Source organism: Pseudomonas sp. N-1-13, from assembly GCF_057787095.1.
Genome location: NZ_JBYNRI010000001.1, coordinates 2895192 through 2921422, shown reverse-complemented (window position 1 = coordinate 2921422; position 26231 = coordinate 2895192). Strand labels below are relative to the sequence as shown.

General features: G+C 62.0%; 26 protein-coding genes and 1 pseudogene. 14 read left to right on the top strand and 13 right to left on the bottom strand.

Annotation, left to right across the window (positions count from 1 at the left end):
* Positions 1-45: 45 nt before the first annotated feature.
* Complete coding sequence (locus AC3I65_RS13185) at positions 46-1614, bottom strand: sensor domain-containing diguanylate cyclase (protein ID WP_139050017.1); 1569 nt, start codon at positions 1612-1614, stop codon at positions 46-48.
* 263 nt (positions 1615-1877) lie between these two features.
* On the opposite strand from AC3I65_RS13185, the gene AC3I65_RS13180 reads away from it, so the two are divergent.
* From AC3I65_RS13180 to AC3I65_RS13170, 3 genes are read left to right on the top strand one after another with little or no spacing between them, the layout of a single operon-like run.
* A complete protein-coding gene (locus AC3I65_RS13180) occupies positions 1878-2402 on the top strand; it encodes a chalcone isomerase family protein (protein ID WP_488523848.1) in 525 nt (174 codons plus the stop codon).
* A complete protein-coding gene (locus AC3I65_RS13175; RefSeq protein WP_047229155.1) occupies positions 2399-2938 on the top strand; it encodes a DUF3833 domain-containing protein in 540 nt (179 codons plus the stop codon). The genes AC3I65_RS13180 and AC3I65_RS13175 overlap by 4 nt, the downstream gene beginning before the upstream one ends.
* Positions 2935-3240: a DUF6482 family protein gene (locus tag AC3I65_RS13170; RefSeq protein WP_047229154.1), complete on the top strand. Its 306-nt coding sequence runs from the start codon at positions 2935-2937 to the stop codon at positions 3238-3240. The genes AC3I65_RS13175 and AC3I65_RS13170 overlap by 4 nt, the downstream gene beginning before the upstream one ends.
* Before the next feature lie 28 nt (positions 3241-3268).
* On the opposite strand, the gene AC3I65_RS13165 is transcribed toward AC3I65_RS13170, so the two are convergent.
* From AC3I65_RS13165 to AC3I65_RS13140, 6 genes are read right to left on the bottom strand one after another with little or no spacing between them, the layout of a single operon-like run.
* Entirely contained in the window at positions 3269-3757 is a 489-nt protein-coding gene (locus AC3I65_RS13165; protein ID WP_488523847.1) for a DUF2878 domain-containing protein, read from the bottom strand.
* Positions 3757-5025 (bottom strand): SAM-dependent methyltransferase, encoded by a 1269-nt coding sequence (locus AC3I65_RS13160; RefSeq protein ID WP_139050018.1) that lies wholly within the window; start codon positions 5023-5025, stop codon positions 3757-3759. Before AC3I65_RS13160 ends, AC3I65_RS13165 begins: the two co-directional genes overlap by 1 nt.
* The gene (locus AC3I65_RS13155; protein ID WP_047229186.1) at positions 4997-5812 is read right to left on the bottom strand and encodes a DUF1365 domain-containing protein; all 816 of its coding nucleotides are present in this window, start codon (positions 5810-5812) and stop codon (positions 4997-4999) included. Before AC3I65_RS13155 ends, AC3I65_RS13160 begins: the two co-directional genes overlap by 29 nt.
* Positions 5809-7056, bottom strand: coding sequence for an NAD(P)/FAD-dependent oxidoreductase (locus AC3I65_RS13150; RefSeq protein ID WP_488523846.1), 1248 nt, complete (start codon positions 7054-7056; stop codon positions 5809-5811). The genes AC3I65_RS13155 and AC3I65_RS13150 overlap by 4 nt, the downstream gene beginning before the upstream one ends.
* A gap of 3 nt (positions 7057-7059) precedes the next feature.
* Positions 7060-7815, bottom strand: coding sequence for an SDR family NAD(P)-dependent oxidoreductase (locus AC3I65_RS13145; RefSeq protein ID WP_047229150.1), 756 nt, complete (start codon positions 7813-7815; stop codon positions 7060-7062).
* Complete coding sequence (locus tag AC3I65_RS13140) at positions 7812-8234, bottom strand: nuclear transport factor 2 family protein (RefSeq protein ID WP_047229149.1); 423 nt, start codon at positions 8232-8234, stop codon at positions 7812-7814. Before AC3I65_RS13140 ends, AC3I65_RS13145 begins: the two co-directional genes overlap by 4 nt.
* A gap of 429 nt (positions 8235-8663) precedes the next feature.
* Between AC3I65_RS13140 and AC3I65_RS13135 the strand changes: the two genes are divergently transcribed.
* The 6 genes and pseudogenes from AC3I65_RS13135 (at position 8664) to AC3I65_RS13110 (ending at position 13579) form a co-directional block, all read left to right on the top strand.
* The gene (locus AC3I65_RS13135; protein ID WP_107322439.1) at positions 8664-10004 is read left to right on the top strand and encodes a flavin-containing monooxygenase; all 1341 of its coding nucleotides are present in this window, start codon (positions 8664-8666) and stop codon (positions 10002-10004) included.
* Complete coding sequence (locus AC3I65_RS13130; RefSeq protein WP_003201555.1) at positions 10004-10414, top strand: RidA family protein; 411 nt, start codon at positions 10004-10006, stop codon at positions 10412-10414. The genes AC3I65_RS13135 and AC3I65_RS13130 overlap by 1 nt, the downstream gene beginning before the upstream one ends.
* 12 nt (positions 10415-10426) lie before the next feature.
* Positions 10427-11101: a DUF1028 domain-containing protein gene (locus tag AC3I65_RS13125; protein WP_310662601.1), complete on the top strand. Its 675-nt coding sequence runs from the start codon at positions 10427-10429 to the stop codon at positions 11099-11101.
* The gene (argE, locus tag AC3I65_RS13120) at positions 11094-12263 is read left to right on the top strand and encodes an acetylornithine deacetylase (protein WP_488523845.1); all 1170 of its coding nucleotides are present in this window, start codon (positions 11094-11096) and stop codon (positions 12261-12263) included. Before AC3I65_RS13125 ends, argE begins: the two co-directional genes overlap by 8 nt.
* 102 nt (positions 12264-12365) lie before the next feature.
* Positions 12366-12488, top strand: a pseudogene (locus AC3I65_RS13115) (hypothetical protein); the annotation flags it as partial.
* A 50-nt stretch (positions 12489-12538) separates the two neighbouring features.
* The gene (locus tag AC3I65_RS13110) at positions 12539-13579 is read left to right on the top strand and encodes an ABC transporter substrate-binding protein (RefSeq protein WP_139050023.1); all 1041 of its coding nucleotides are present in this window, start codon (positions 12539-12541) and stop codon (positions 13577-13579) included.
* 27 nt (positions 13580-13606) lie between these two features.
* Here AC3I65_RS13110 and AC3I65_RS13105 read toward each other — a convergent pair whose 3' ends face one another.
* The 5 genes from AC3I65_RS13105 to AC3I65_RS13085 form a co-directional block, all read right to left on the bottom strand.
* A complete protein-coding gene (locus AC3I65_RS13105; protein ID WP_076384559.1) occupies positions 13607-14518 on the bottom strand; it encodes a LysR substrate-binding domain-containing protein in 912 nt (303 codons plus the stop codon).
* Between the two features lie 211 nt (positions 14519-14729).
* The gene (locus AC3I65_RS13100; RefSeq protein WP_488523844.1) at positions 14730-15932 is read right to left on the bottom strand and encodes an NAD(P)/FAD-dependent oxidoreductase; all 1203 of its coding nucleotides are present in this window, start codon (positions 15930-15932) and stop codon (positions 14730-14732) included.
* Between the two features lie 244 nt (positions 15933-16176).
* A complete protein-coding gene (locus AC3I65_RS13095) occupies positions 16177-16551 on the bottom strand; it encodes a response regulator transcription factor (RefSeq protein ID WP_139050024.1) in 375 nt (124 codons plus the stop codon).
* Between the two features lie 100 nt (positions 16552-16651).
* Positions 16652-17302, bottom strand: a complete 651-nt coding sequence (locus tag AC3I65_RS13090; RefSeq protein ID WP_107322445.1) for a response regulator transcription factor — start codon at positions 17300-17302, stop codon at positions 16652-16654.
* A complete protein-coding gene (locus AC3I65_RS13085) occupies positions 17299-18750 on the bottom strand; it encodes a sensor histidine kinase (RefSeq protein WP_488524310.1) in 1452 nt (483 codons plus the stop codon). Before AC3I65_RS13085 ends, AC3I65_RS13090 begins: the two co-directional genes overlap by 4 nt.
* A 562-nt stretch (positions 18751-19312) precedes the next feature.
* Here AC3I65_RS13085 and AC3I65_RS13080 point away from each other — a divergent pair.
* On the top strand, positions 19313-20254 hold the full coding sequence (locus AC3I65_RS13080; protein ID WP_439124969.1) for a LysR substrate-binding domain-containing protein: 942 nt from the start codon (positions 19313-19315) through the stop codon (positions 20252-20254).
* A gap of 25 nt (positions 20255-20279) precedes the next feature.
* Here AC3I65_RS13080 and AC3I65_RS13075 read toward each other — a convergent pair whose 3' ends face one another.
* The gene (locus AC3I65_RS13075) at positions 20280-21290 is read right to left on the bottom strand and encodes a GlxA family transcriptional regulator (protein ID WP_047229184.1); all 1011 of its coding nucleotides are present in this window, start codon (positions 21288-21290) and stop codon (positions 20280-20282) included.
* Positions 21291-21441: 151 nt separating this feature from the next.
* Here AC3I65_RS13075 and AC3I65_RS13070 point away from each other — a divergent pair, with 151 nt between their 5' ends.
* The 4 genes from AC3I65_RS13070 to AC3I65_RS13055 all read left to right on the top strand — a co-directional run bounded on the left by AC3I65_RS13070 (position 21442) and on the right by AC3I65_RS13055 (position 26181).
* Entirely contained in the window at positions 21442-22434 is a 993-nt protein-coding gene (locus AC3I65_RS13070) for a helix-turn-helix domain-containing protein (protein ID WP_076384565.1), read from the top strand.
* 69 nt (positions 22435-22503) lie between these two features.
* Positions 22504-23436 carry a SphA family protein gene (locus AC3I65_RS13065; RefSeq protein ID WP_076384567.1) on the top strand — a complete coding sequence of 311 codons (933 nt, stop codon included), beginning with the start codon at positions 22504-22506 and terminating at the stop codon, positions 23434-23436.
* Between the two features lie 10 nt (positions 23437-23446).
* Positions 23447-24706, top strand: a complete 1260-nt coding sequence (locus AC3I65_RS13060) for an MFS transporter (protein WP_305465860.1) — start codon at positions 23447-23449, stop codon at positions 24704-24706.
* Between the two features lie 17 nt (positions 24707-24723).
* The gene (locus AC3I65_RS13055) at positions 24724-26181 is read left to right on the top strand and encodes an amidase (RefSeq protein WP_173406932.1); all 1458 of its coding nucleotides are present in this window, start codon (positions 24724-24726) and stop codon (positions 26179-26181) included.
* Positions 26182-26231 lie beyond the last annotated feature (50 nt).

Sequence of the window (26231 nt, the reverse complement as noted above, 5' to 3'; positions counted from 1 at the left end):
CTTGGATTTGCGCGGTATGACCGATATGCGGCTTCGCCCCGTGGGTCATCCCGGCGAAGCATCAGGGCTGCACCAGCGGTTTCTCCCGGTGTTTTTTGCCAGATACAAGAACGCATCAGCGGCCTTGATCAGCATGGCCGGGGTCACGTCCTCGGTGCTTGGCCGGCAGGTGGTGATGCCCGCGCTGGCGGTGACCAGGCCCAAGGGATGGTCGCCGTGTTCGATGTTCAGCGCCCTGATGGACTCCAGAATCTCTTGTGCGATCGTGGCGGCCCCCGCGCTGTGGGTGTCGGGCAGCAAAATGGTGAATTCTTCACCCCCGTAGCGCACCGCCAGGTCGCCGGGCCGTTTGATCGCTTGCTGGATCGCCCCCGCGATCGCGCGCAGACAGTCGTCCCCGGCAGCATGGCCGTATTTGTCGTTGTAGCGTTTGAAGTAATCGACATCAAGCATGATCAAGGCCAAGGAGGCGTGCTGACGCCTGGCCCGGCGAATCTCATCGGCCAATGCAATGTCCAGCCGTCTGCGGTTGCCCAAGCCGGTCAGGCTGTCGGTCAGTGCCATGTCCCGCATGGTTTGGTGGGCGCTGCGAATCTGTTTCTCCATGGTCATTCTGTAGCGCAACTGGCTCAACACGATCAGCCCGAAGCCGACGAGTATCACGATCAGGAATATCAGTACGAAGCCGGTCTTGAGCAGATCGTGACGCCAGGGGGTGATGATCGATTCGCGAGACAATCCGGCCTCGACCACCAGCGGATAAGTGGTCAAGGCTCGGTAGCCATAAATGCGTTCAGTGCCGTCGACGACGGCCCTGGCCTCGGCGACGCCCTGATTGGAGTTGGGCAAGTGGTCACGGAAGATCACGCTATTGACCAGGCTCTTGCCGACCACCGAGGCGACGAAGGGCCGCCGGACCAGAATCGTGCCATCTCGAAGGGCCAGGACCAGGGCTCCCTTGTCGTCGATCTTGAAGTCGCCGTAGTAGTCCACGAAATAGCTGACCTTGACCGTTCCCAGCAACACACCGGCGAACGAGCCGTCAGGATTGTTCAAGCGGCGGGAGATGGGGATGATCAGGTCATTGGTGGATCGGCTCCTGATCACTTCGCCGATCCGCACGCTTCGGTCCTCGTGGGTGCGGTGATACTGGAAGTAGTCGCGGTCGGCATTGTTTGCCGAGTCTGGCGTTGTTTGCTTGTCTGTCACTATCCACTGCCCGTCGGGGCCGTAGATAAACAAACCGTGCAACTGCGGCATGATGGCCGACTGTTGCACCAGCAGTTTATGGATGCGCGGGATGTCGATGTTCTGCAGGCCATCGCCTTCAACTCGCTCGCTGAGTGCTGCGGTCACCACGTCCACTTGCCGGATGGTGTCTTCGGCGTGCTGGGCCGTCGCTCGCGCCAGGTTTGTCACCGAATCGCGGGCCGAGGCAAAGGCAGAGCGATAGTCACGCCATGTTCTCCAGCCTTCAACGGCCAGGAACACCATCACCACCACCAGCATGAAAGTGATGGTGAGCCGCAGGGCAGCTCCGGCCCGCGCTACTTGAGGGGGAAAGGATTCGTCAGCACTTTCTTTCTTTAGCTGCGGCCGTTCACGTCCGAGCATTAACATTTCCTTCTACAGCAGCGCGACTGCGCATTATTAGGGCGCAGGCTACCTTATCCGATAACAGCACGTTAGCTGAAGGATTCGAGGCAGGCACAGATCGCCAAAGCACGGGTGGATATAAAAGGCCATAACTCGCGAACCCACTCAAAAAAGCTGTACAAATCATACTTCATGTACAACTATTGAGCGACCTTCGGCAATCCAGTGATGTTTTTTCAATGGCAAGGTCGTTTGCGTTCAAGAAAAGCCTGAGCCGGTTCATGGCCTGCGTTTTGGTGCTTTACGCCAGCCAAGCTCTATGCGACTGGCGCACGGTACTGCCTAACGCCCGTCTGGTGGGGCAAGCCGATTATTCCTGGTACGGGTTCGATCTCTACCAGGCCAGGTTATGGAGTGCGACCTTGCAACCCAGCCTGGAAACGCCGCTGGCACTTGAGCTGAATTACCGCCGCACGATCAGCAAGCAAACCTTGGTGCAAGCGAGCATCGAGGAGATGCGTCGAATCGCGGGTAAATCCCTGGACCCAGTACAGCTCGACAGCTGGAGCGATGACATGCGGCGGTCCTTCGTCGACGTCAGGCCAGGCAGTCAAATCACCGGGCTTTACCTGCCCGGCAAGGGTTGCCGCTTTTATGTCGACGGGCGCTTGACCCATGAAGTCGCCGACTCATCGTTCGCTCGAAGTTTCTTCGCCATCTGGCTCGATCCCCGCACCCGGCATCCGGAGTTGCGGCAACAGCTGCTGGGGCTCAATAACGCGCGCGTAGGGGGGCAAACACCATGACTCGGCTAATGGTTGGACTGCTTTTAATGATGAGTTTGACCAGTTGCGGGAACGTGAATGTCGATCGTTATGCCGACCAGCAACCGCAGCTGGATCTGGTGCGCTTCTTCAGTCAGCCAATCAAGGCCTGGGGCATCTATCAAAAACGTTCCGGCGAGGTCATCAAGCGTTTCGAGGTTGAGATATTGAGTCACCGTGAAGGTGAACAGCTGATTCTCGATGAGCGCTTTCTCTACAGTGATGGCAGCCGACAACGGCGCGTATGGACGCTGACCCCCGATGGCCCGGGGCTCTGGCGCGGTCGCGCCGACGATGTGATCGGCGAGGCGCGGGGAGAGGTGGCCGGCAACGCGCTGCGCTGGCGCTATCGATTGAACCTGCCAGTAGACGGATCGACTTACGAAGTGACTTTTGACGACTGGATGTACTTGATGGACGAAGACACGATGATCAACCGCTCGAGCATGAGCAAGTTTGGCGTCGAGTTGGGCCAGGTCACGCTGTTTTTCCGTCGTCAGGGCGGGGGCGCGCCATGAACCTGCAAACCCTGATCGAGCTGGCCATCGAAGGCCGGGTACACGAGCTGGAGTTATGGTCGCTGGAGGGCGGTATCTACGTGTTGCGTGCGCGACTGGACCGCGGGTTTCGTACGTTGCTCGACGACTCCGGACGAACATTGCATTTGCGATCCACTACCCATTTGCGTGAGTTGCTGCGTGACGCGCCGCGGTTACCCTGCATGTTGGTACAGCATGTCGTTCACGACGAAATGTGTGGCCAGCGCGAGGGGCCGATAGAGCCTTTGCGTGTGCCACTTTTTCTGGATGAACCTTGGTAATAATGTTCGCCTGGCGCGGGTTCTGACCTCAGTGGGGATCAGCCAGGCGCAACGCCAACGGCAGCCAGAGAGCCCACAAGGGCGCCAACACCAGAGCGGTTGCCACGATGCCAAGCGGCAGCGCAACACCGGCCAGTGGAGCGCCTGCGCAATAGGCTAGCGGACCGCCGACCATGCCCACCAACGCACCGCGCCAAACAGGCTGTACGGCCCAGGCCAGGCTGTGCCGCAAGCTTGTGGCAAACACCAGCCAGAGCAGCGCAAGCCAGAGGGGCAGGGCGGTCTGAGCGAATCCGAACAGACCCAGCACACCCAGGCTCCAGTCCAGCACCATGCCGCACAGCCCCACGCGCATCACTGCACGCAACTCGGCCCGGGGCTGTGGGCAGAAGCTCAGGTGAGCCAGCAATCCTGCCGCCACAGCCAGGAGCCACCAGGCATTCTGTGCGCCCAGTACACAACCCCACCAGCCCAACTGGACCCAGAGTGCGTTGACGATCAGGCCCGCGCGACTCATCAAGCCTCCCGCCGCTCCAGCAAAGAGAGCTGACGCGCCCCGGGAGCGGCAAAGAGCAGTTGCGCGACGCCGATGGCACGCTCCTGGAATCCGCCTTCGCAGTAACACAGGTAGAACTCCCACAGGCGTTGGAAGGTTTCGTCGTAACCCAGCTCCAGCAGCGCTTGGCGTGATTGCCGGAAGTTCTCGTGCCAGTGCTTCAGCGTGCGGGCGTAGTGCGCGCCGAAGTCTTCCAGGTGCAGCAGGTTGAGCGGTGTTTGACGGCTGGCGGTGTTTAGCAGAACGGACAACGATGGCAGCGCGCCGCCGGGAAAAATATGCCGCTGGATGAAGTCCACCGAGCGGCGTGCCTGCTCATAACGCTGGTCGCGAATGGTGATGGCTTGCAGCAACATCAGGCCGTCATCCTTGAGCAGAGCGCAGCAGCGCCGGAAGTATTCGGGTAAATAGCGATGACCGACAGCTTCGATCATTTCGATCGAGACCAGCTTGTCGTAGCGCCCCTCCAGATCGCGATAGTCCTTGCACAGCACCTCAATGCGCTGCTGCAGACCCAGTGCCTCGACGCGCCGGCAGGTATGGGCGTACTGCTCGTGCGACAACGTTGTGGTGGTCACCTTGCAGCCATATTGGCTGGCAGCATAAATCGCCAGGCTGCCCCAGCCGGTGCCGATTTCCAGTAGGTGGTCGCCGGGGCGCAGGTCGAGCTTGCGACAGATGCGTTCGAGCTTGTTGAGCTGGGCTTCTTCCAGGCTTTGTTCGGGGCTTTCGAACATGGCGGCCGAGTACATCATGGTGGGATCGAGCAAACGCTCGAACAAGTCATTGCCCAAGTCGTAATGGGCAATGATGTTGCGCCGAGAGCCGCGCCGGCTGTTACGGTTGAGCCAGTGCAGCCAACGCAGCACCGGGCGGCCGAGGCGAGCCAGACCACTGTCCATCGCATCGAGCACGTCCAGGTTGGCGACGAACACGCGGGTCACCGCCGTCAGGTCGTTGCTGCGCCAGTACCCCTGGATATAGGCCTCACCGGCGCCGATCGAACCGTTACTGGCGAGCATGCCCCAGACGGCGTCGTCAAGAATTTCGACTTCGGCCTGCAGAGCACTGGCCGGATCGCCGAAGTTTAGCGATTCCCCATCGAGCAGCAGGCGCAAGTGGCCTTGGCGCAGGTGTCGTAATTGGCCGAGGACGACTTGCTTGAAGACGCCGCCGTTGAACAGGCGAAAGCTGCCGGCCTTAGTAACGCTCAGGGTGGGTTCGGGCATGGTCGGGGTCCTTGTGGGCGGTTTCGCCGACGCTCAGGCCGTTTTGGCTGGCCTGATGGTCGTGCAGGGGCGTGCGTTTGAAGAGCAGGCGCAGGGCCTGCCAGTAAATGGCGCTCAAGGTGCGCAGGCTCATCCACGGGAAGGCCAGGAAGTGACGACGCACAGCCGCGGCATCGAGAGGTTGGCGCTTGAGCGCAAGGTCGGCCTCGAACACCTTGCTGCCATCGCGCCAGTTCTCCATATGCACCCGGATATGTGAGTCCGCGATCAGAAAGCGCATGCGGTAGTCCATGTCCCGAGGCAGGAACGGTGATACATGGAACGCCTTGGCCACCCGGAACGCATGGGGTTCACCGGGGCTTACCGGCAACACATAGTGATAGCGCTCGCGCCATGGGGTGTTGCGGACCTCACAGAGAATGGCCGCCAGACGCCCATCGGTTTCGTGGCAGAAATAGAAACTCACCGGATTGAAAGACAGCCCCCAACTGCGCGGTTGGGTCAGCAGCTGGATTGCGCCTTGGGGCGCGGTGCCCAGGGCCTGGGCAAGCAATTCGCGCACCGCGTCGACCAAGGGGACGCCCAGACGTGTGCGAGCGGGCAGGTAATCGCGCTCGCGCCAGCACAGCGGTGCCAAGGGCCACCCTCGCAGCAGGCGGGACAGGCCCAGCACCTGGCTTTGTTCGGCGAGGTCCAGATAAAGCATGCCGATGGGGTATCGGAATCCATGGGCGCGGGGTGAATAGCGGCGATGGTCGATCCAGCCGCGGCACAGGCTGCTATTCAAAGGTATTCTCCAAAATGCCCGGCCACATCCAGCCCACTGACCACACCGTCTTCGTGGAAACCATTGGCCCAATAGGCGCCGCAGAAATAACTGTGCTGACGCCCTTGCAGATCACCCTGGCGAGCCTGGGCGGCGACGCCGGCGAGGCTGTATTGCGGATGCGCATACTCGAAGCGAGCCAGGACCTTGGCCGGATCCACCACGTCACTCTGATTGAGGCTCACGCAGAAGGTCACCGGGGCGTCCAGACCCTGGAGGATGTTCATGTTGTAGGTCAGCGCAGCAGGCGCTCGCACCGAACCACCCAGTCGGTAATTCCAACTCGCCCAGGCCTGGCGGCGCTGCGGCAAGACACCGGTGTCGGTATGCAGCAGTACTTCGTTGCTGGCGTAGGCCAGGGCACCGAGCACCTCACGCTCTGCTTTGCTTGGCGTTTCAAGCAGCGCCAGGGCCTGGTCGCTGTGGCAGGCAAACACCACTTTGTCGAAACGCTCAAGTCCCGCCGCGCTGAGTATGTTCACGCCTGTCGCGTCGCGGCTCACGCGCTGCACCGGGCAGTTGAGCCGGATATGCTGGCGAAAGTGCGCGCATAACGGGTCGATATAACCCCGCGAGCCGCCCTCGATCACTCGCCATCGTGGGCGTCGGTTGACCGATAGCAGGCCGTGGTTATGGCAGAAGCGCACGAAGAACTGCAGCGGAAACTCCAGCATTCCGGCAGGCGACATCGACCAGATCGCCGAGCCCATGGGCACGATGTAGTGGTCGATGAACCGTTGTCCATAATTGTGGACATGCAGGTAATCGCCCAGCCGGGTGGTGCTGTCGATGCGCTGCGCCTTCAAGTCGGCCGTGGCCTGCCGGTTGAATCTGAGGATGTCCTGCAACATGCCCCAGAAGCTCGGCGACAGCAGGTTGCGTCGTCGGGCGAAAAGGCTGCGCAGGGTATGCCCCTTGTACTCTTGGCCAGTGGCCGGGTCATGCACCGAAAAGCTCATTTCAGTGGCACGGGAAGTCACGCCCAACTGGTCCAGCAAGCGGATGAAGTTCGGATAGGTCCAGTCGTTGTAGACAATGAAACCGGTGTCCACCCCATAACGCTGGCCTTGCCATTCCACGTCCACGGTGTGGGTGTGGCCGCCGATCCGCTCGTCGGCTTCGAACAGGGTGATCTGGTGCTGGCGAGCCAGCAGGTACGCGCATGTCAGCCCCGATATGCCGCTGCCGATGATTGCGATGCGCATGTTTCAAGACTCCTGGGAAGAGCGTGCCAGACGCCGGCCAAGGGCCAGGCGCCAACGGGCGGGCAAGCGTCCGAGCGAACGCAGGACGAAGGTGAAAAACCATGGAAAAGCGATGTCCAGCGGTCGCGCGGGCAGGCGCTGGGTGATATGCCGCGCTGCGCGCTGGGCCGACCAGCGCATGGGCATCGGAAAGTCATTGCGGCGGGTCAGCGGGGTGTCGACGAAACCGGGGCTTACCAAGGTGACATCGATACCCTCGGCGGCCAGATCGATGCGCAACGACTCAAACAAATAGCGCAGCGCCGCCTTGGACGCGCCATACGCGCCGGCACGCGGCAAAGCCAGCCAGGTCACTGCGCTGCACACCCCCACCAAATGCGGACGTTGGCCTCTGCGCAGCAAGGGTAGGGCGGCTTCCAGGCAGTGGCTGGTGCCCAGCAGGTTGGTGGTCAATACCCGTTCGACCAGTCGCGTGTCGAAGTGCCCAGGCTCCAGGTATTCGCAGGTTCCGGCATTGAGAATCACCAGGTCCAGCGCCCCCCATCGAGCGTCGATGGTCCGGCAGATATCGGCCACTTGCGCTGGATCGGTCAGGTCTCCCGGCAGCACCAGGACCTGATCCTCATAGCGAGTCGCTAACGCTTGAAGGGGTGCGACCTGGCGCGCACTCAGCGCCAGACGGTGTCCTTGCTCAAGAAGCTGCGAGGCCAATGCTGCACCGATACCGCTACTGGCGCCGGTCAACCAGATGCGACTCATGCCAGCCTCCGCTTCAGCCAGCCGATCACCGAGCCAAACAGTGGAAGGTGCTCGTAGAGCAGGGCACCCGCGTCGAAGAAGTCCTGGTGCAGGTAGACCCGTTCGTTCCAGCGCAAATAACTGCAGCCTTGCAGGGAGATAAGTGCGCCGCCGGCCAGACGTGGGTGGCTGTAATGCAGCGTCCAGCGTAGATAGCCCTCGCCGGGGCCGACCTCATCAAAGCCATGAAAGTCGTAGCGCACCTGATCGACGTTGGCATACATCTGCGCGAAGTAGTTGCGCAGGGCAGGCAGGCCTTCGATCCGATGCAATGGGTCCTGGAACTTAATGTCAGCGCTGTAGAGGGTATCGAGCTCGGCCAGGTGACTGGCGTCCAGCTCGGCGAAGGCGCGGGCAAAACGCTGGAGGTAGGCAGACATGTCAGGCTCCGAATTATTGTACAGGTAGTTATTCCTGTACAAGTTTTCGAAGCCTACTGCACGACCTGTACATTTTAAAGTGTTTTGTATAGGTATTTGTAAATTTGTATAACTTTGCTGCTGAACGAGCCCGGTCATGATCGGGCTAGGCTGGTTCAGTGCAACGGCTGAATGTCAGTCAAGTGCGTTGCAGAAACCACGAATCGCTTCGCAGGCCTGGCGCAAAGACGCATCGTCCAGGGCGTAGGCGATACAGCAGTTTTTTCCTTGCCTGCAACGATAAAAACCCTCGTTTCGCAAATTCCCGCCTGCCGACAGAATCGCTTCGACACCTCTTGTCGATCGTCGCAAACGCAGAACTACAAAAAATCCAAACCCGAGGCGGCGTCATGCCGGCCTGAACCATCCCACTGCCGGAAGTGCACAGACATGCCCGTTGAGACCCTACAGATAGATACGCTTGTTATAGGCGCCGGCCAGGCCGGCGTGGCCATGAGTGAACATTTGAGTCGCCAGGGAGTGCCTCATCTTGTGGTGGAGCGCAACCGCATTGCCGAGGCCTGGCGCACCGCGCGTTGGGATTCGCTGGTGGCTAACGGCCCGGCCTGGCATGACCGCTTTCCGGGGCTGCAATTCCAGGGGCTCGACCCTGATGCCTTCGCCACCAAGGATCAAGTGGCCGATTACTTCCAAACCTATGCCAATACAATCAACGCACCGATCCGCACCGGTGTGGAAGTCAGGGAGGTACAGCGTAATGTCGGCCGCCCAGGCTTCAGCATTGAAACCAGCGAGGGCCCGATCGAGGCCATCCACGTGGTGGTCGCCACCGGGCCCTTTCAACGGCCGGTGATTCCACCTATCGCCGCGGATATGGCGCAAGTCACCCAGATGCACTCCGCCCAATACCGCAATCCCCGGCAGCTGGCCGAGGGCGCTGTACTGGTGGTCGGGGCGGGCTCGTCGGGGGTACAGATCGCCGATGAGTTACAGCGCGCTGGCAAGCAGGTCTACCTCTCGGTGGGCGCCCATGATCGCCCGCCTCGGGCCTATCGCAACCGGGATTTCTGCTGGTGGCTGGGTGTGCTCGGCGAGTGGGATGCGGAGGCCGTCCAGCCGGGCAGGGAGCATGTGACCATCGCCGTGAGCGGTGCCCGCGGCGGCTATACAGTGGACTTTCGCAGGCTGGCCCATGAGGGCATCACCCTGGTGGGCCTGACGAAGTCGTTCAACGGTAGCGTCGTGACGTTTGAACCCAACCTTGCCGAAAACATTGCCCGTGGCGATGAAAACTACCTGGCGCTGCTGGATGCCGCCGATGCCTACATTGCCCGCAACGGCCTGGACCTGCCGCCGGAGCCAGAAGCCCGCCGGCTGTTGCCTGACCCGCACTGCCTGACCCATCCGATCCTGGAACTGGATCTGGTGAACGCTGGGGTGACCACCGTGATCTGGGCCACCGGCTACTCGGTGGATTACAGCTGGCTGAAGGTCGACGCGCTGGACGCCAACGGCAAGCCACGGCACCAGCGGGGTGTTTCCAGCGAACCGGGTGTGTATTTCGTGGGTCTGCCCTGGCTGTCACGGCGCGGGTCGGCGTTCATCTGGGGCGTGTGGCACGACGCCCGGCATATCGCTGACCACATCGTGAAACAGCATACCTATCTCAACTATCGAGACGCTTCGCAGCGCCAGAACGACGACGTTCAAGCCCCGGCGCTCGATAGCGATTCGAACAGTTCGAAAACCAGCCTCATGGGAGTCCGTTGATGCCTACCCACACTCGCATCCGCATGTTCAACACCAAAGACACCTATCCCAACCAGACGCTGGACAACGACTTGTGCCAGGCCGTGCGCGCCGGCAATACCGTCTACGTGCGCGGTCAGGTTGGCACTGATTTCAACGGCCAGTTGGTAGGTCTGGGCGATCCGCGTGCCCAGGCTGAACAGGCCATGCGCAACGTCAAGCAATTGCTGGAAGAGGCCGGCAGCGACCTGAGCCACATCGTCAAGACCACCACTTACCTGATCGACCCGCGCTATCGCGAGCCGGTGTACCAGGAGGTGGGCAAATGGCTCAAAGGGGTGTTCCCGATTTCCACCGGGCTGGTGGTCAGCGCCCTCGGCCAGCCGCAATGGCTGATGGAAATCGACGTGATCGCAGTGATCCCCGAATAAGGAGAGTGGAGCATGACTTTTTCCATTGTCGGGCGCTGCGCCGAGACGGGCCAGTTGGGCATCGCCATCAGTTCCTCGAGTATTGCCGTCGGCGCCCGTTGCCCCTGGTTGCGGGCCGGTGTCGGCGCGGTGTCGAGCCAGAACATCACGCTGCCGGCCCTGGGTCCGCAGATCCTCGACGAACTGGCCGGCGGCCTGGCCGCCCAAGAGGCTGTCGACCGCGCCCTGGCGCGCAATGGCTACAGCCAGTACCGCCAAGTGGCGGTGGTGGATGCCCACGGGCGCACGGCGATTTTCAGCGGCAGCCACGCCTTGGGCACCCATCGCGCGCTGGCCGGTGAGCAATGCGTGGCGGCCGGCAATCTGCTGGCCAGTGTGGACGTGATCGACGCCATGGTTGCCGCATTCGAACACAGCGAAGGTTGCCTTGCCGCGCGCCTGCTGAGTGCGTTGCAGGCCGGGCAGAGCGCAGGTGGTGAAGCCGGAGCGGTGCATTCTGCGGCTCTGTCGGTGGTGGATGAACTCACCTGGCCGATCGTCGATTTGCGTGTCGACTGGGCCGAGGAAAACCCCATTGGTGAGCTGGAAAAACTGTGGCTGGCCTATCAACCGCAACTGCAGGACTACCTGACCCGCGCCCTCGATCCGACCCTGGCCCCCAGCTACGGAGTGCCGGGTGATGAGTGAGCTGCGCAGCCGCGCACTGCTCGCCAGCCTCGTGGGCTTTGCCACGGTCAGTCGCGAGTCGAACCTGGCGCTGATCGAGTTCGTGCGTGGCTACCTCCACGATCTGGGCGTGAGTTGCGAACTGATCTACAACCCCGAGCGGACCAAGGCCAACCTGCTGGCGAGCATCGGCCCAGCGGTGCCCGGTGGGGTCGTGCTGTCCGGTCATACCGATGTAGTGCCGGTGGACGGACAGCACTGGACGGTCGATCCGTTTTGTCTGAGCGAGGTCGGCGGCAAGCTGTACGGCCGTGGCACCGCCGACATGAAAGGCTATTTGGCTTCAGTGCTGGCGGCGGTGCCGATGTTCCTCGCCAGCCCGCTTCGCCGGCCCGTGCATCTGGCGTTCTCCTATGACGAAGAGGTCGGTTGCCTGGGCGTGCGCAGTCTGCTGCAAGTGCTGGCGCAACGCATTCCCCAGCCTGCGTTGTGCCTGATCGGCGAGCCCACCCAACTCCAACCGGTGTTGGGCCACAAGGGCAAGTTGGCGATGCGTTGCCATGTCAAAGGGGCGGCCTGTCATTCGGCTTATGCGCCCTACGGGGTGAACGCCATCGAGCAGGCAGCGCGCCTGATCGGTCGGTTGGGGGAGATCGGCGCGAATCTGGCCGAACCTTCACAGCACGATGCGCGCTTCGATCCGGCGTACTCCACGGTGCAGGTGGGCGTGATCCAGGGCGGTACCGCGTTGAACATCGTCCCGGCCGATTGCCGCTTCGATTTCGAAGTGCGCGCCTTGCCGGATTTCGCCCCACAAGTCGTCGTCGAGCAATTGCGCGATTACGCCGAGCAGGCGTTGCTGCCGGCGATGCGGGCCGTGCAGGGCGACACCGCGATCCGGTTTGAACCACTGTCCGCCTACCCGGGCCTGGCAACCCGACCTGACAGCGCCGCTGCGCGTCTGGTGGCCGAGCTGTGCGGCAGTGATGCCTTCAGCACCGTGGCATTCGGCACCGAAGGCGGCCTGTTTGATCAGGCCGGAATCCCGGCGGTGGTCTGCGGCCCCGGCAGCATGGATCAGGGGCACAAAGCCGATGAATACGTGAGCGTTGAACAGATGGCGGCCTGCGACCGATTGATGGATCGCCTGGCGAGCCATCTCAGCGAACCCAACGACTTCTGAGACAAGGAATTTGCGGTGAACGATTTCAATGTTTGGAAAACCCGGGCCGCGCAACTGCGCCTGAAGGATAACGCCCTGATTGACGGCCTGCCTCGTGAGGCCGGCACTCTGGGCCGGATGATCATGGCCCCGGCGCTGGTAGCCAGCCATGCCGACATCAACGAACTGGTCGACAAGACCCGTATTGCTGTAGATCGCACCGCCCGCGCTTACGGTCGCCTCTGAGTCCCGTCGCCGGCTCGTGCGGGCGAGCCGGCCTTTCGAGGAACCGCTTCATGTCCAGATCCTTGCGTTGCAATATCGCGTGTGCCCTGGTGCTGCTGAGTAGCAGCGTCCTGGCCGCGCCACAGAGCCTCACCGTGATTTCCTTTGGTGGCGCCACCAAGCAGGCCCAGGACAAGGCCTACTTCCAACCCTTCAACGCCAGCGGTGCAGGAAGCATTGTCGCTGGCGAATACAATGGCGAGTTATCGAAGATCAAGGCCATGGTCGCGGCCGGCCACACCAGTTGGGATGTGGTCGAAGTCGAAAGCCCCGAGCTGTTGCGCGGTTGTGAGGAGGGCCTGTTCGAAAGGCTCGATCTGAGCGCCTTGGGTGATCCGGCGAATTTTGTGCCGGGAACACTCACCGAATGTGGCGTGGCCACGTATGTCTGGTCGATGGTCCTGGCCTATGACCAGAGCAAGTTGGCCAAGGCCCCCAAGTCCTGGGCGGATTTCTGGAACGTCACCGAATACCCGGGCAAACGCGGGTTGCGCAAGGGAGCCAAGTACACCCTGGAAATTGCCTTGCTGGCCGACGGGGTCGAGGCGCAGGAGTTGTACAAGGTGCTCAACACCCCCGAAGGCGTGTCGCGGGCGTTCGCCAAGCTGGATCAGATCAAGCCGAACATCCAGTGGTGGGAGGCCGGTGCGCAACCGGCACAGTGGCTAGTGGCGGGGGACGTGGCGATGAGCGCTGCCTACAACGGTCGCATCGCTTCGGCGCAAAAGGAAGGCATGAAGCTGAGTATCGTCTGGCCGCAAAGCCTGTATGACCCGGAGTACTGGGCGGTGGTCAAGGGCACGCCGAACAAGGTCCTGGCCGAGCAATTCATTGCCTTTGCCAGCCAGCCGCAGGCGCAGAAGGTGTTCTCGGAAAACATCCCTTATGGGCCGGTGCATCGCAAGGCGCTGGCGTTGTTGCCTGGAGCGGTCCAGGAGCAGTTGCCTACCGCCGAGGCCAACCTGGCCGAAGCCCGGGCCGTGGATGCCGAGTTCTGGGTTGACCATGGTGAGGAACTGGAGCAGCGCTTCAACGCCTGGGCCGCTCGCTAGTCACAACGTTCCATATCAATGGCTGGCTCAGGCCAGCCATTGTTTGAACTGCTCTTTGCAGTAATCCACGAACAACTGCGCAGGTTTGGTCAGGTGCGCGCGCTTGAGCCATCCTGCCACCAGGGCCGAACCGGTGACGTCCTCGGCGATGTTGACGCACACCACTTGCTGCCCATCGTAGGTGCAGGTGGAATGTGGCCGGGTTACCAGCAGCGCAAAGCCGAACGATTGCCCGACCATGCCGCGCACCATTTCGATCGAGGGTGAGCTGAATACAATGTTCGGTGTCAGGCCCAACTCCTCGAATATGCTCACAAAATAGGTCCGGCTGGGTTGCACGTCCAACAGAATCATCGGCTCCAGCGCCAGATCGCGCAGGGACACCTGAGCCTGGCTGGCAAAGCGGTGCTCCGCCGGCAGCAGCGCGTAAGGTTGTTGCGGCGCCATCAGCGCCTCGGTCTCGATGGTGCCGTCGAGGTCGTGCTCATAAAAAATCGCCAGATCGAAACGCCCCCCCGTCAAACCTTGCACCAGTTCCTGTTGCTCGCCGTCCTGTAGACGGATCTCCACACCTGGGTAACGCTGGCGAAAACCGGCGATCAATCGTGGCAAGTACAGGGGCGCGACAGTCTCGAAGCAACCGATGTCGATCTGACCGCTGACCACGTCGTTGTCGGCCAGCGCGTTCTGCTCGAACTCTCGCGCCATGCGCAGCAGTTCCTGGGCTTTGCGATAGAAGCGAGCGCCGCTGGGGGTTAGCGACACACCCTGGGCGTGGTGACGGATGAGCAACTGCACGCCGAAACTGTCTTCCAGCCCTTTGACGGCGGTCGCAATCGAGGGCTGGGCGATGTACAGCTTGCGGGAGGCTTCGGCGACGCTGCCACATTCGACGGTGGTGACGAAGTACTTCAGCTGACGCAAGGAATAGGACGCCACGGCACACCTCGATCCGGATGATTTTTGCCTACCTTACCTTGTGCACAGAGGGCAGTGGGCGGGCATTGCGACGGATTTTACTGGGCAGTGACGATATTCAGGCTGGCTTGGGGACGAGCGCCTGAAAAAAAACGCCTGCCCAAGCATCATCGGCAGGCGTCTGGGAAAGACCGGCGCAGAAAGGAGGGACTGGCCGGGGTCGGAAACGGACTCAGGCCACCGGGATCAACGGGTCGGCGGCGGCCAGGGCGGTCGCGCGATCAGCCGCGGGCGGATAGATCCACACGGTGTTGATCTGGGTCTTGAGCTCCTTGGCTTCCTGCCCGACCAACTTGAGCTGGCGATCCCAACCCTCGGTATACACCGCGCCCCAGGCACCCAGGTCCAGACAGGTCACGTACTTGGGTTGGCTGTAGGCCATCGGCGCGACGCCCAACAAGTCGGCCGCGACGTTGTTGCCGGCATAGCGGCCCAGGGCGATGGCGTGCTGGCAGGACATGGCCGCGTAGTTACCCAGGGTATCGGTGGCGGCATAGGCCACGTCGCCGGTGGCAAACATGTCGGTCTGGCCCAGGACTTTCAGGTTGGCATCGACGTGCAGGCGACCCTGGCGATCGCGAATGCCGGGTATCTGTTGGGTCAACGGATTGGCGCGGAACCCCACGGTCCAGATCACAGTATGGGACTCGATACGCTGGCCGCTCGACAGGGTGACGCCACCGGCATCCACCGATTCGACCGAGTCGTTGACGATCCACTCGATACCCAGATGCTCGGACGCTTGGACAATGGACGGACGAATGCCGTCGCCCAACGCTGCGCCGATCTGCGACCCGCGATCCACCACGATGACCCGGATGTTAGCGTCTTCACCCAGGACCGCGCGCAGGCGTGCCGGCATTTCGGTGGCGGTTTCGATCCCGGTAAAGCCTCCGCCGGCCACCACCACGGTGTTGCGGGCCGGGCTGTCCGGAAGATTTTTCAGGGACTTGATATGGGCTTCGAGGCGGGTTGCCTGTTCGATTTCATCAACGTCGAAGGCATGCTCGATCATGCCTTCAAGGTCTGGGCGGACCAGTTGGCTGCCCGCCGCGAGCACCAGGCGGTCGTAGCCCAGGCTGCCCTCGGTGCCGAACACATCCACGTAGCCAACCTGTTTGTTGTCGACATCGATACGGCTCGCCGAACCTTGTACGAATTTCACGCCCACCGCGTCGAACAGGCCACCCAGCGGGGCGGCCATGGTGTGGACGTCCGGCTCATAGAAACGAGGACGGATGCGCAGCTCAGCCTGGGGGGCCAGGACGCTGATCTGCACGTCATTACGATCGTGTTGGTCCAGCAGCCGGGCGGCGCTCAATGCACTCCAGACCCCGCCGAAACCTGCGCCAACAACCAGAATATGTTGTTTCATGATGAGCTCCCGAAGACAAAATCGATACGTTGAATTGTTTAACTGTTTCAGCGTGACCGTGTCGCGAACTACTCCAAAAGCGCCTGGCTGCAATGAGTTGCCATCGAGCACATTCAATTTCAGTTCGCTGTAGGGAAGCTTATTGGCAGGGCCTGTGTTTAACACTTCTACATAAGGTCATCCGGCCTATGCCTGGGTAGGGGGGATCTATACAAAGGTATGAGGTCGCGACGATGGCGCGGCATCAGGAAGGCCGGCCAACTACCGATTCGATGCAGGCGATCAATTGAGCGCAGTCGAAGGGCTTCGGGAAAAACGCCACCGGCTCGGGCGCCCCGGCGCTGACACGGGGTGGCACGCCAGGGTATCCGCTAATGAAAATGATCGGGATATGAATGCCCAGGGTCGACAGTCGATCGTACATCTGAATACCGGTCATGCCAGGCATTTGAATATCCGATATCAGGCACGCTGTGTTTTCAAGTTCACAAGAAGATAAAAAGTCCAAGGCGCCCGCGTATGTTGTAACCCGATATCCGTGGGAACGTAACAAGCCATCCAGTGCAATTCGAACTGACTCGTCATCATCAACAATTGAAATAGTTGCGGTATTGGACATGTCGATACCTGGGGTGATATCAGGTAGCCATAAAGGCGCCTGTATCACTGCAAGATACGCCGTCCAATAGTCCCGCCAAGTATACGTGTGTATGAACTTTCTACTGCTCGCCGCGCCATTCCAGCACTTGGGCCATGCGGACCAGATCGGCAAACGAGCCTGCGCACATTTTGCGCATGGCTTGGCCGCGGTGAATCTTGACCGTGATTTCGCTCAAGCCCAGTTCCCCGGCGATCTGCTTGTTCATCAGGCCTGACGCCGCCAGCGCCATGACCTGTTGCTCGCGCGGGGTCAATGTGGTGTAACGGTCAAGCACTTGCTGATGGCTGCGTTCGGCGTCGCGCCGCCGGCAGTCCTGTTGATGGGCGGCGGTCACGGCGTCGATCAGGTCTTGTTCGCGAAACGGCTTGGCGAGGAAATCCACGGCACCGGCCTTCATCGCCCGCACGGTCATGGCGATGTCACCGTGGCCGGTCATGAACACGATGGGCAGATGGACGTTGGCCGCGACCAGCGCCCGTTGGCACTCCAGGCCGCTGGTGCCTTGCAGCCGTACATCCAGAACCAGGCAACTGGGCAGGTCGGGCCTGGAATGGTTCATGAACTGTGCGACCGAATCGAACAGATGCACCTGCAGGCCGATGGAGCGCAGGAGGCTGCCGAGGGCTTGGCGCAGCGGTGCGTCGTCGTCAACGATATAAACGATCGGCTCGTTGCCGAGGACCGGTTTCGAGGGCTGCATGGCGTTCATTGCTCGATCCCCGACACAGCGGTGCAAGTGAGCCGCGGCAGCGCGAACCTGAATGAGGTGCCTTGGCCGGCCTCGCTGGTCGCCCAGATCCTGCCGTCATGGAAGTCGATGATGGACCGGCAGATGGAAAGGCCCATGCCCAGGCCGTTTTCCTTGGTGGTAAAAAACGCATTGAACAAGGACGGCAGGACCTCGGGGGCAATGCCGGTTCCGTGGTCAGTCACCTCCAGCAGCACTTCGTCATCCTCCATCCAGGTGCGTATGTGCAGGGTTCGTTCGTGTGCCTTGACTGCGTCCATGGCGTGACAGGCATTGATGATCAGGTTGATGATCACTTGCTGCAGTTGCACCCGGTCTGCGCTGACTTGGCTGTCGGTCGCTGCCAGCTCCACCTTCGCCCGGACTTTATGATGAGCCAGTTGCTGCTGGACTAGGTTCAGGGTCTCGCGGACGATGTCGTCCAGCCGCTCGGGCTGGCGCACCGGGTCGCATTTGCGCGACAGCGCTCTGATACCGCTGATGACCTCGCTGGCGCGACAGCCGTTGGCGACGATTCGGTCGAGGCAATCCAGGGCTTCCCCGAGATCGGGCTCCGGCCGTTTGAGCCAGCGGCGGCAGGCCTCGCCACTGCTGGTGATGGCCGTCAGTGGCTGATTGACCTCGTGGGCGATGGACGCGGCCATTTCCCCCAGGGAGGTCAAGCGCGTGACGTGGGCCAATTGGCTCTGGGCGCGGAACAATGCGTCTTCGGCCTGCTTGCTGGCGGTGACGTCCATGAGCGCGCCCAAGTACTGGAAACGGCCATGCTGGACGAGCAGGGGGCTGGCGATCATGTGGATGTGCTTGATGCGCCCATCAGGCATCAGCAGGCGCAGCTTGACCTCGATCTGCGGTTCACCAGCGGCGGCCTGTTGGAAAACCCCGCGTGCCAACTCCAGGTCTTCAGGGTGAGTGCGCGCCAGCATCATCGACACCGTCGGTGTCTTGTTGGGCGAGTACTCGAAAATCCGTGCCGACTCCTGCGACCAGGTCAACGCTTGGCGATCGCCGCGAAAGCCCACGCTGCCGGTCTGGCTCAGGCGCTGGGCGCCGATCAGGTAAGCCTCGTTGTGCCGCAGGCTGTCGGAAGCCTGCTTGCTGCGCAGCGCCAGGAACGCAATGGCGGACAATGCGGTCAGGCAGCGAAAGAAACCGGTGGTCGATTCCCAGCGGTGATAGCCGCCGTTGTACAAGAACATCGCGGTGAGCAAGCCCATGCACATCAGCGCGACGGTGATCACCAGATTGATGGAGAACAGGTTGGCCGCCATCAACAACAAGGTGATGTACAGCAGGGTCGGCGCCAGGTCGGAATGGGTCTCGGAGTTGATGATGACAATCCCGCAAGCCACCACCAGGCCTACCAACCAGCCGAGGGCGTTGACCAGCGGATGGGTACTGATTCCCATCGACAGTCGCGGCCCCTTCTGGCATGGGGCGTATCGCAGGCTGTCATAGACGTTCTTGAGCATCGCGGAGGGTAGGGGCACGCTGGCAGACCTTTTGTTTTTACGTGGTCTCGCTCTGGGATGTCGGGGGACAGAGCATCGGTTCGTATCTTAGAAGCGCCGCTTGGGCTGAGGTAGGACATAAAACCCTGAAATTCCGCCAGGCCGTGCCAATACTTTATTTGTGGCGAGGAGATTTATCCCCGCTGGGCTGCGCAGCGGCCCCCAAACCAGGCAACTCGGTGTGCCAGGAAGATTGAGTTCACTGCTTTAGGGCTGCTGCGCAGCCCAACGGGGATAAATCCCCTCGCCACAAAGGCAGTGTTCGCCACAGGGCTTGGTATATACCGAAGTATCGATGAAGCCGCCCAAAGGGTGGGTGGAGTGTCCCCACGTACAACAGACACTGGCTTGCCTCGGGGATTACGCTTTCAACACCTCGTCGCCGTAGGCCTTGATGGAGGGCGCAGGCGATGATCTTGTCCACTCCTGACTCAATGGCCTGGCGCCTGGGGCGACAACGATGATGAACAGAAATGACCTGCGTCGTGCTGACATCAATTTGCTGGTGGTCTTCGAAACCATGATGCACGAGCGAAACGTGACCCGCGTCAGCGAAAAGCTGTTCCTCGGCCAGCCAACGATCAGCAGTGCCTTGGCACGCCTGCGGTTGATGTTCGATGATCCCTTGTTCATCCGTTCGGGGCGGTTGATGGAACCGACCTCCCGGGCGCGGGAAATCTTCTCCAATCTGTCACCGGCGCTGGACGGCATCGCCGCGGCCTTGAGCCGCTGCCAGGCGTTCGAGCCAGCCACCAGCGAGGCGACCTTCCATATCGGCCTTTGCGATGACGTCGAGTACGCACTGCTGCCGGAGTTGTTGCGGCGCCTGCGGGTCGAGGCACCGGGCACCACCTTGGTGGTGCGCCGGGCCGATCAATGGCAGGTGTCCCAGCTGTTGGCCAGCGGCGAGATATCCCTGGGCATCAGCCCGACCCTGGAGCTGCCGGCCAATGCCCGGCGCAAGACGCTGCGGCCGATTCGACCGATGCTGCTGCGCGCCGATTCGCAGCCCGGCGAACTGACCCTGGATGAATTCTGCAGTCGGCCCCATGCCGTCGTGTCGTCCATGGGCAATGTCATCGATGATTCGGACCGTGCGTTATGCCTGATGGGCCGACAGCGCCGGGTGGTGTTGACCGTGCCGCAGTTCAGCGCCTTGCCCGTGCTGTTGGCCGGGAGCGACATGATTGCTATCGTGCCGGATTACGTTGCCCTGGCGATGGCCGTGCTGGCTGGCATGCGGGCTCAAGCGGCCCCGATCTGCTTGCCCCAGCACGAGCTTTCCATGGTCTGGCGCGGTGCTTCGCACAATGATCCGGGGGAGCGTTGGCTGCGCTCCCGTTGCAGCGCACTCCTGGCTGAGCAGGGCGACTCGCAGGCGCGATCCTGGAAAGTGGCCTGACAGGCCAGTAGCGCAAGTTTCGCGCTTAACGGGAAAACCGGCTGCGATACTCGCGGGGGGAAATCGACAGGTGACGCTGAAATGTGTGACGCATTCGTTCCTCGTCACCGAAACCGCAGGCGCGGGCGATCTGGTCGATGTTGCGCTGAGAGTCTTCCAGCATTCGCCGCGCCGCCTCAAGGCGGAACATCTCGATGGCTTTGGCCGGGGTGCGGCCGGTCTGGCGTTTGTAGACCCGGGCAAAATTGCGCGGGCTCATCCTGGCCTCGCGGGCCAGTCGCTCGACGGTGAGGTTGTTGTCGTCCAGATGTGCGCAAATCCACACGTGCAGTTCATCGAAGCCGGCGCTCTCCTGCATCTGCAATTGCAACAGTTGGCTGAACTGCGCCTGCCCGCCGGGGCGCTTGAGAAACACCACCAGCTCACGGGCCACCTGCAGGGCCACGTCGCGACCGCAATCGGCTTCGACCAATGCCAGGGCCATGTCGATGCCCGCGCTGACACCGGCCGAGGTCCAGACGTTGTCCTGCTGGATGAAGATCGCATCAAGATCCACCTCAACCGACGGGAAACCACTCTTGAGCATCTCGCACATGGCCCAATGGGTGGCGGCCCGGCGTCCGTCCAGCAAGCCGGCCTGGGCCATGAGGAAAGTGCCGCTGCACACCGATGCGGTGCGCCTGGCCTGGACCGAGGCAATGCGCAGCCATTGCACCAGATCGACACAGTCGATCATCGCCTGGCGAATGTCCGGCGCGCCGGGGACAATCAGCGTATCGATGAGCGTCCCGTCGAGCTCCCGCAGGGCACGGGTATCCACGACCAGGCCTTCGGCGCTTTGCATCAATCCGCCTGCCAGACTGGCGGTGTGCATGGCGTAGCCGGGCAGGCCGCGTTCGGTCATGGCCTTGGTGGCGGCCCAGAACACTGTTTGGGCGCCGGTCAGGTCCAGCAAGCCCATCTGCGGATAGGCCAGGAATACCAGGGTGCGCGGTTGGGAAATGGACTCGGCGGCGAGGCCGACATCCAGGGTCATCTCGTTCATGATCGTTTCGCGCTGGGTGTTTGTCAGGGCCGGTGAATGAGTCTATCCGTTTTCGGCACAATTGAACGAATGGCCTACCCAGCGGAATGGAACTTGCCTGAGCTTTGATCCATAAGCCCTGGAATCATCAAAGGTCGGGTCAATGAACAATGACAACATGGCGCAGCCAGCGGTCTCGTCGGAGGGACTGCCGATGCTGCCGATCAATCGGTTCCGCACCACAGACATCGACGAGCACGCCCGGAACATGGGCGGTTGGCAGGTTTGCTACGACCAGTTGACCCCCGGGCGCTTCGACGGCGAGTTGATCGAGTTCCGCTCGGAGTGGATGCAACTGGTGCGCGACCGCTCTAATCAGGCCCTGACCAAGCAAGGCACGGCCTGGGAGGGCGCCATCACCTTCAGCGTGCCGCTGAGTGCGGACGGGCCGGTCTTTTGCTCCGGGCACCCGATTGTCGAGCCCAGCCTGTTGGTCGCCCGTGGGCATAACCTGCCCGAGCTGCGCACGCCCCAACATCTGGATCTGCTCGGTGTCGCCATCGACGAGCAGGCGTTGGAGCATGTGCTGGAACGTCAAGGCAGCCGCTTTCGAATTACCGATCTTCCCAAGTGTTACCGTCTCGGCAACTCGACGCTGCCCGCCGAGCTTGCGGCGTTATTCGATGAGCTTGAAGGGGGCGAGCAGGGGCGTGACTCGTTGCTGGGTTACGAGTCGATTCGTCGTGGCCTGCGTGACACGGTGATGCTGCACATACTGGAACTGGTGGCACCGGACGAGGCACCGCCGCTCAATCCCACGGCGCGCAAGCGCATGGTCGACCGCGCCCGGGAGTACGCCTTGGCCCATGTCGATGAGCCGCTGTCGATCCTCGACCTGTGCAACCACATCGGGGCCAGCCGACGCAAACTGCAGTATTGCTTCCAGGAAACCCTGGGTATCAATCCGGTGGCCTATTTACGGGCGTTGCGCCTCAATGCCGTGCGTCGTGAACTGCGCAACGGGGATCAGGCCCTGGGCGTCCAGGAGGTGGCGGCACGCTGGGGCTTCTGGCACTTGAGCCGCTTTTCCAGCGATTATCGGGTGCTGTTCGGCGAGACACCTTCCCAAACCCTGCGTCGCACGCATCTGTGCTGAAAACGGATAACGGCTGACCGGCCGGCTCCCTAGGATGACCCCAACACCACAGGGTTGGAGGGGCATTCGATGAATCAAAATAAAAAAGCAAACGCCTGGCGCTGTACTTGGTTGACCTTGGGGCTGATCGGTATGGGGGGCGCTGCCCATGGCACCGAAAACGGCGCGCCGACCACGGCGGTCGGGGTCTATGATTTCGGCGCGGGCATGATGCCGCCGGCCACGCCCTTTGGCACCGTCGGCCTGCGCACCGCGTTCTATTCGGCCAACGTGCAGAAGGACCGCCACGGCAAGTCCGTGGACAACAATTTCTCTCTGGATGTGCTGTCCATCGGCGTCGCCTATATGCGCATGACCGATTACACCGTGCTGGGCGCCAAATATGGCTTCGGCGCCGTGGTGCCGTTCTTCCAGATGGACGCTTCGGTACAGGTGCAGACGCCTATCGGTCCGCTGGACCTTGCGGCCGATCCGTTTCGCATGGCCGACATCCAGTTGTTGCCGCTGATCCTGCAGTGGACCCTATCGCCCAACCTGTTCGTCAACACCCAGTTCCAGATCCAGGCACCGACTGGCGACTATGACAAGAACCGGCTGATTTCACCGGGGCTCAACCACTGGACCTTTTCGCCGATCCTCAACGCCACTTACATCTCCGACAGCGGCTTCGAAGTGTCTTCCAGTTTCGAAGTCGACATCAACACACGCAACCCGGCCACTGACTACAAGAGCGGCGTCGAGTACCGCCACGAATTCGCGGTGGGCCAACACGTCGGGCCCTGGACCGTGGGCGTGGGCGGGTATTACTACCGCCAGTTCAGCGATGACGATGCGCCAGGGCTGCAATCGGGCAATCGCGCCCGGGTGATGGCCGTCGGGCCGGCGGTGAGCTACTTCAAGCCCGGGATGCCGCCGGTATGGCTGCACGTCTACAAGGAGTTCGACGCGCGTAACCGTGCCGAGGGCTACACCACGGCACTGCGCATTTCTCACAGTTTCTAAAGGGGCTCCCATGAACCAATCAAGTTCCATTTCAACGGCCGCAGCCCCGTCACGCCAGGCCACGGGTCGGCGTGAAGGGCTGGTGCTGATGCTCGGCAGCAGCCTGACCATCATGGGCTCGGTGATGGTCGCACCCATCTTGCCCCGTTTGGGCGCCGAATTCGGTCCCATGGAGCCGCGAGCCGATCTGCTGGTGCCGCTGGCGATCACCGGGCCGGCCCTGACCATTGCCCTGTGCGCGCCGTTGGCCGGTTGGCTGGCGGACCGGGTCGGGCGCAAGGCGCTGCTGGTGATTGCCACGTTGCTCTACGCAGTGCTCGGCGCGCTGCCGGCGATGCTCGATAACCTGCCGGCGATTGTCGGCACCCGGCTGCTGTTCGGCTGCGCCGAAGCGGCGGTGATGACCTGTTGCGCGGCCCTCATTGCTGACTACTGGCACGGCGAAGAGCGCTTGCGCTACGTCAACCGGCAAGTGGTGACCATCGGCCTGGTGGGGGCGCTGTTTTTTGTGGTGGGTGGGGCGCTCGGGGAGCATTCGTGGCGCTCGCCGTTCCTTTTGTACCTGCTGCCATTGTTGCTGGTGCCCGCCATGATGAAGGTGCTGTGGGAGCCGTCGATGGCCAAGCGGCCAAGGGCCGAGCAGCAAGCGGACGAATCGGGTCCGGCCAAGGTCGCGGTACGGTCGCTGGTGATCGGTTACCTGATGATTCTGGGCGGCATGGTGCTGACCTTCATCGTGCCGATCCAGGCGCCGACGCTGTTGGTCAGCCTGGGCATCACCTCCAGCACGCTGATCGGCATGGCGGCAGGCTTGAGCCTGCTGGCGACCCTGGGCGGTTCGTTGATGTGGCCCTTGCTGCGCCGTCGCTTCGGCATTGCCGGTTGCAACGCGCTGTTGCTGAGTCTGATAGGGCTTGGGCTCTGGCTGCTGATGCGCGCCCAGAGCTACAACGCCGTGCTGGTGGCGGTCTTCATTCAGGGCCTGGGTTCCGGATTGCTGGTGCCCAACGTGATGGCTCCCGTGATGAATGCCTTGACCGCCAGCACCCGCGGCCGTGGCCTGGGTGGGTTCACCTCGTTTCTGTATATCGGCCAGTTCGTCAGTCCGCTGGTGGTGGCCTCTGTGGGCGCCTTCGCCAGCGATCTGCGCCAGTCGATCCAATGGCTGGCAGTCGCCAGTTTTGCCGCCGCGCTGCTGTGGATCGCTGTCGGTCTGCGTACTCGAGGCCATGGTCAGGCGACCACTCTCGGCCCCCGTCAATCGTCATGAAACAAGGAATCTGAAGCATGGGCATGCAAGACATCCACCACTTGATGGACAACGAAGACGCCAGCGCACTGGCCGAGTGGGTCAGGCGCGGCGAGATCCGCCCCGGCGAACTGCTGGAGGCGGCCATCGAACGTCTTGAACGGGTCGAACCGCAGCTCAACGCGGTGGCCGAGCGGTTATACGATTCGGCGCGGGAAGCGGCCGACACGCCTGAGGTCGGGCAAGGTCTGTTGGCGGGCGTGCCGACGTTGATCAAGGACCTGTTTTCGCCCGTTGCGGGGGCGGCAATGACCAACGGTTCACGCTCATTGGGCGATTTTCGCGCGGATTTCGAATCCGAAGTCGTCACCCGCTTGCGCCGTGCGGGCTGTCAGGTAATGGGCACCAGCACTTCACCGGAGTTTGGCACGTCGTACTCCACCGAATCTTCACGGTTTGGCGCCACCCGAAACCCTTGGAGCACCCGTCACAGCGCCGGTGGTTCCAGCGGTGGCGCAGCAGCGCTGGTGGCGGCCCGGGTCGTGCCGTTCGCCCACGGCAACGATGGCGGCGGATCGTTGCGCGTGCCGGCCTCTTGCTGTGGCGTCTTCGGGTTCAAGCCAAGCCGCGGCCTGCTGCCGTCCGGGCCGATGATCGGCGAGGGGTGGGCGGGGATGGGCACGCCCCATGCGATCACCTTGTCGGTGCGCGACAGCGCCGCACTGTTGGACGCCACCGCCGGAATGGACCTGGGAGCGCCCTATGCCGCGCCGGTCCAGACGTTGCCCTATGTGACGGCGTTGCAGCGCGATCCGCAACCGTTGCGCATTGCCCTGGTGGAGCAACTCGGTCCCTGGCCAACATCGCCACAGAGCCTGCAGGCCGTAGGCGAGGCGGCGCGGTTGTGTGAGTCCCTCGGCCACCGTGTCGAACCGGTAAACCTGCCGGTGGTATTACCGGAGTTTCTCGATCAGGTCTTCACCATCATCGGCGCAAGCACTCGCCACTACGTTGACCTGCTGGGCCAGATGCGCGGGTTCGCGGTACAGGCCGAGGAGCTGGAGGTGCGCACCCGGATCATCCTGCGGGACAAGGGCAACGTCAGCGGCGCCCAGTACGCGGCTGCAGTGGAGTGGATTCATACCCTGGGCCGGCAACTGGCGACGTTCATGCACGATTACGACCTGATCCTCACCCCGGTCCTGACCCGTGAACCGGTACCGATTGGCGAGCTGGACGTTGAGGACGTGTGCATGAGCCTCGATCAACTGCTGGAGCGTTACCACAGCTACTCGCCATTCACCGCGCTGTTCAATGCCAGCGGTCAGCCGGCGATGTCCGTGCCGTTGTCCTGGAGCAGCAACGGCCTGCCGATGGGCGCGCACTTCGCCGGTCGCTTTGGCGAAGAAAGCACCCTGCTGGCCCTGGCCGCGCAATTGGAACGCGCCCAGCCGTGGCGTGGCCGGGTGCCTGCGGTGAACGCCTGTCGTCGTTGAAGGCGGCGATGTCTCAATAAAGTGAAGCGGGCCGGTTCCAAGCACGGAAC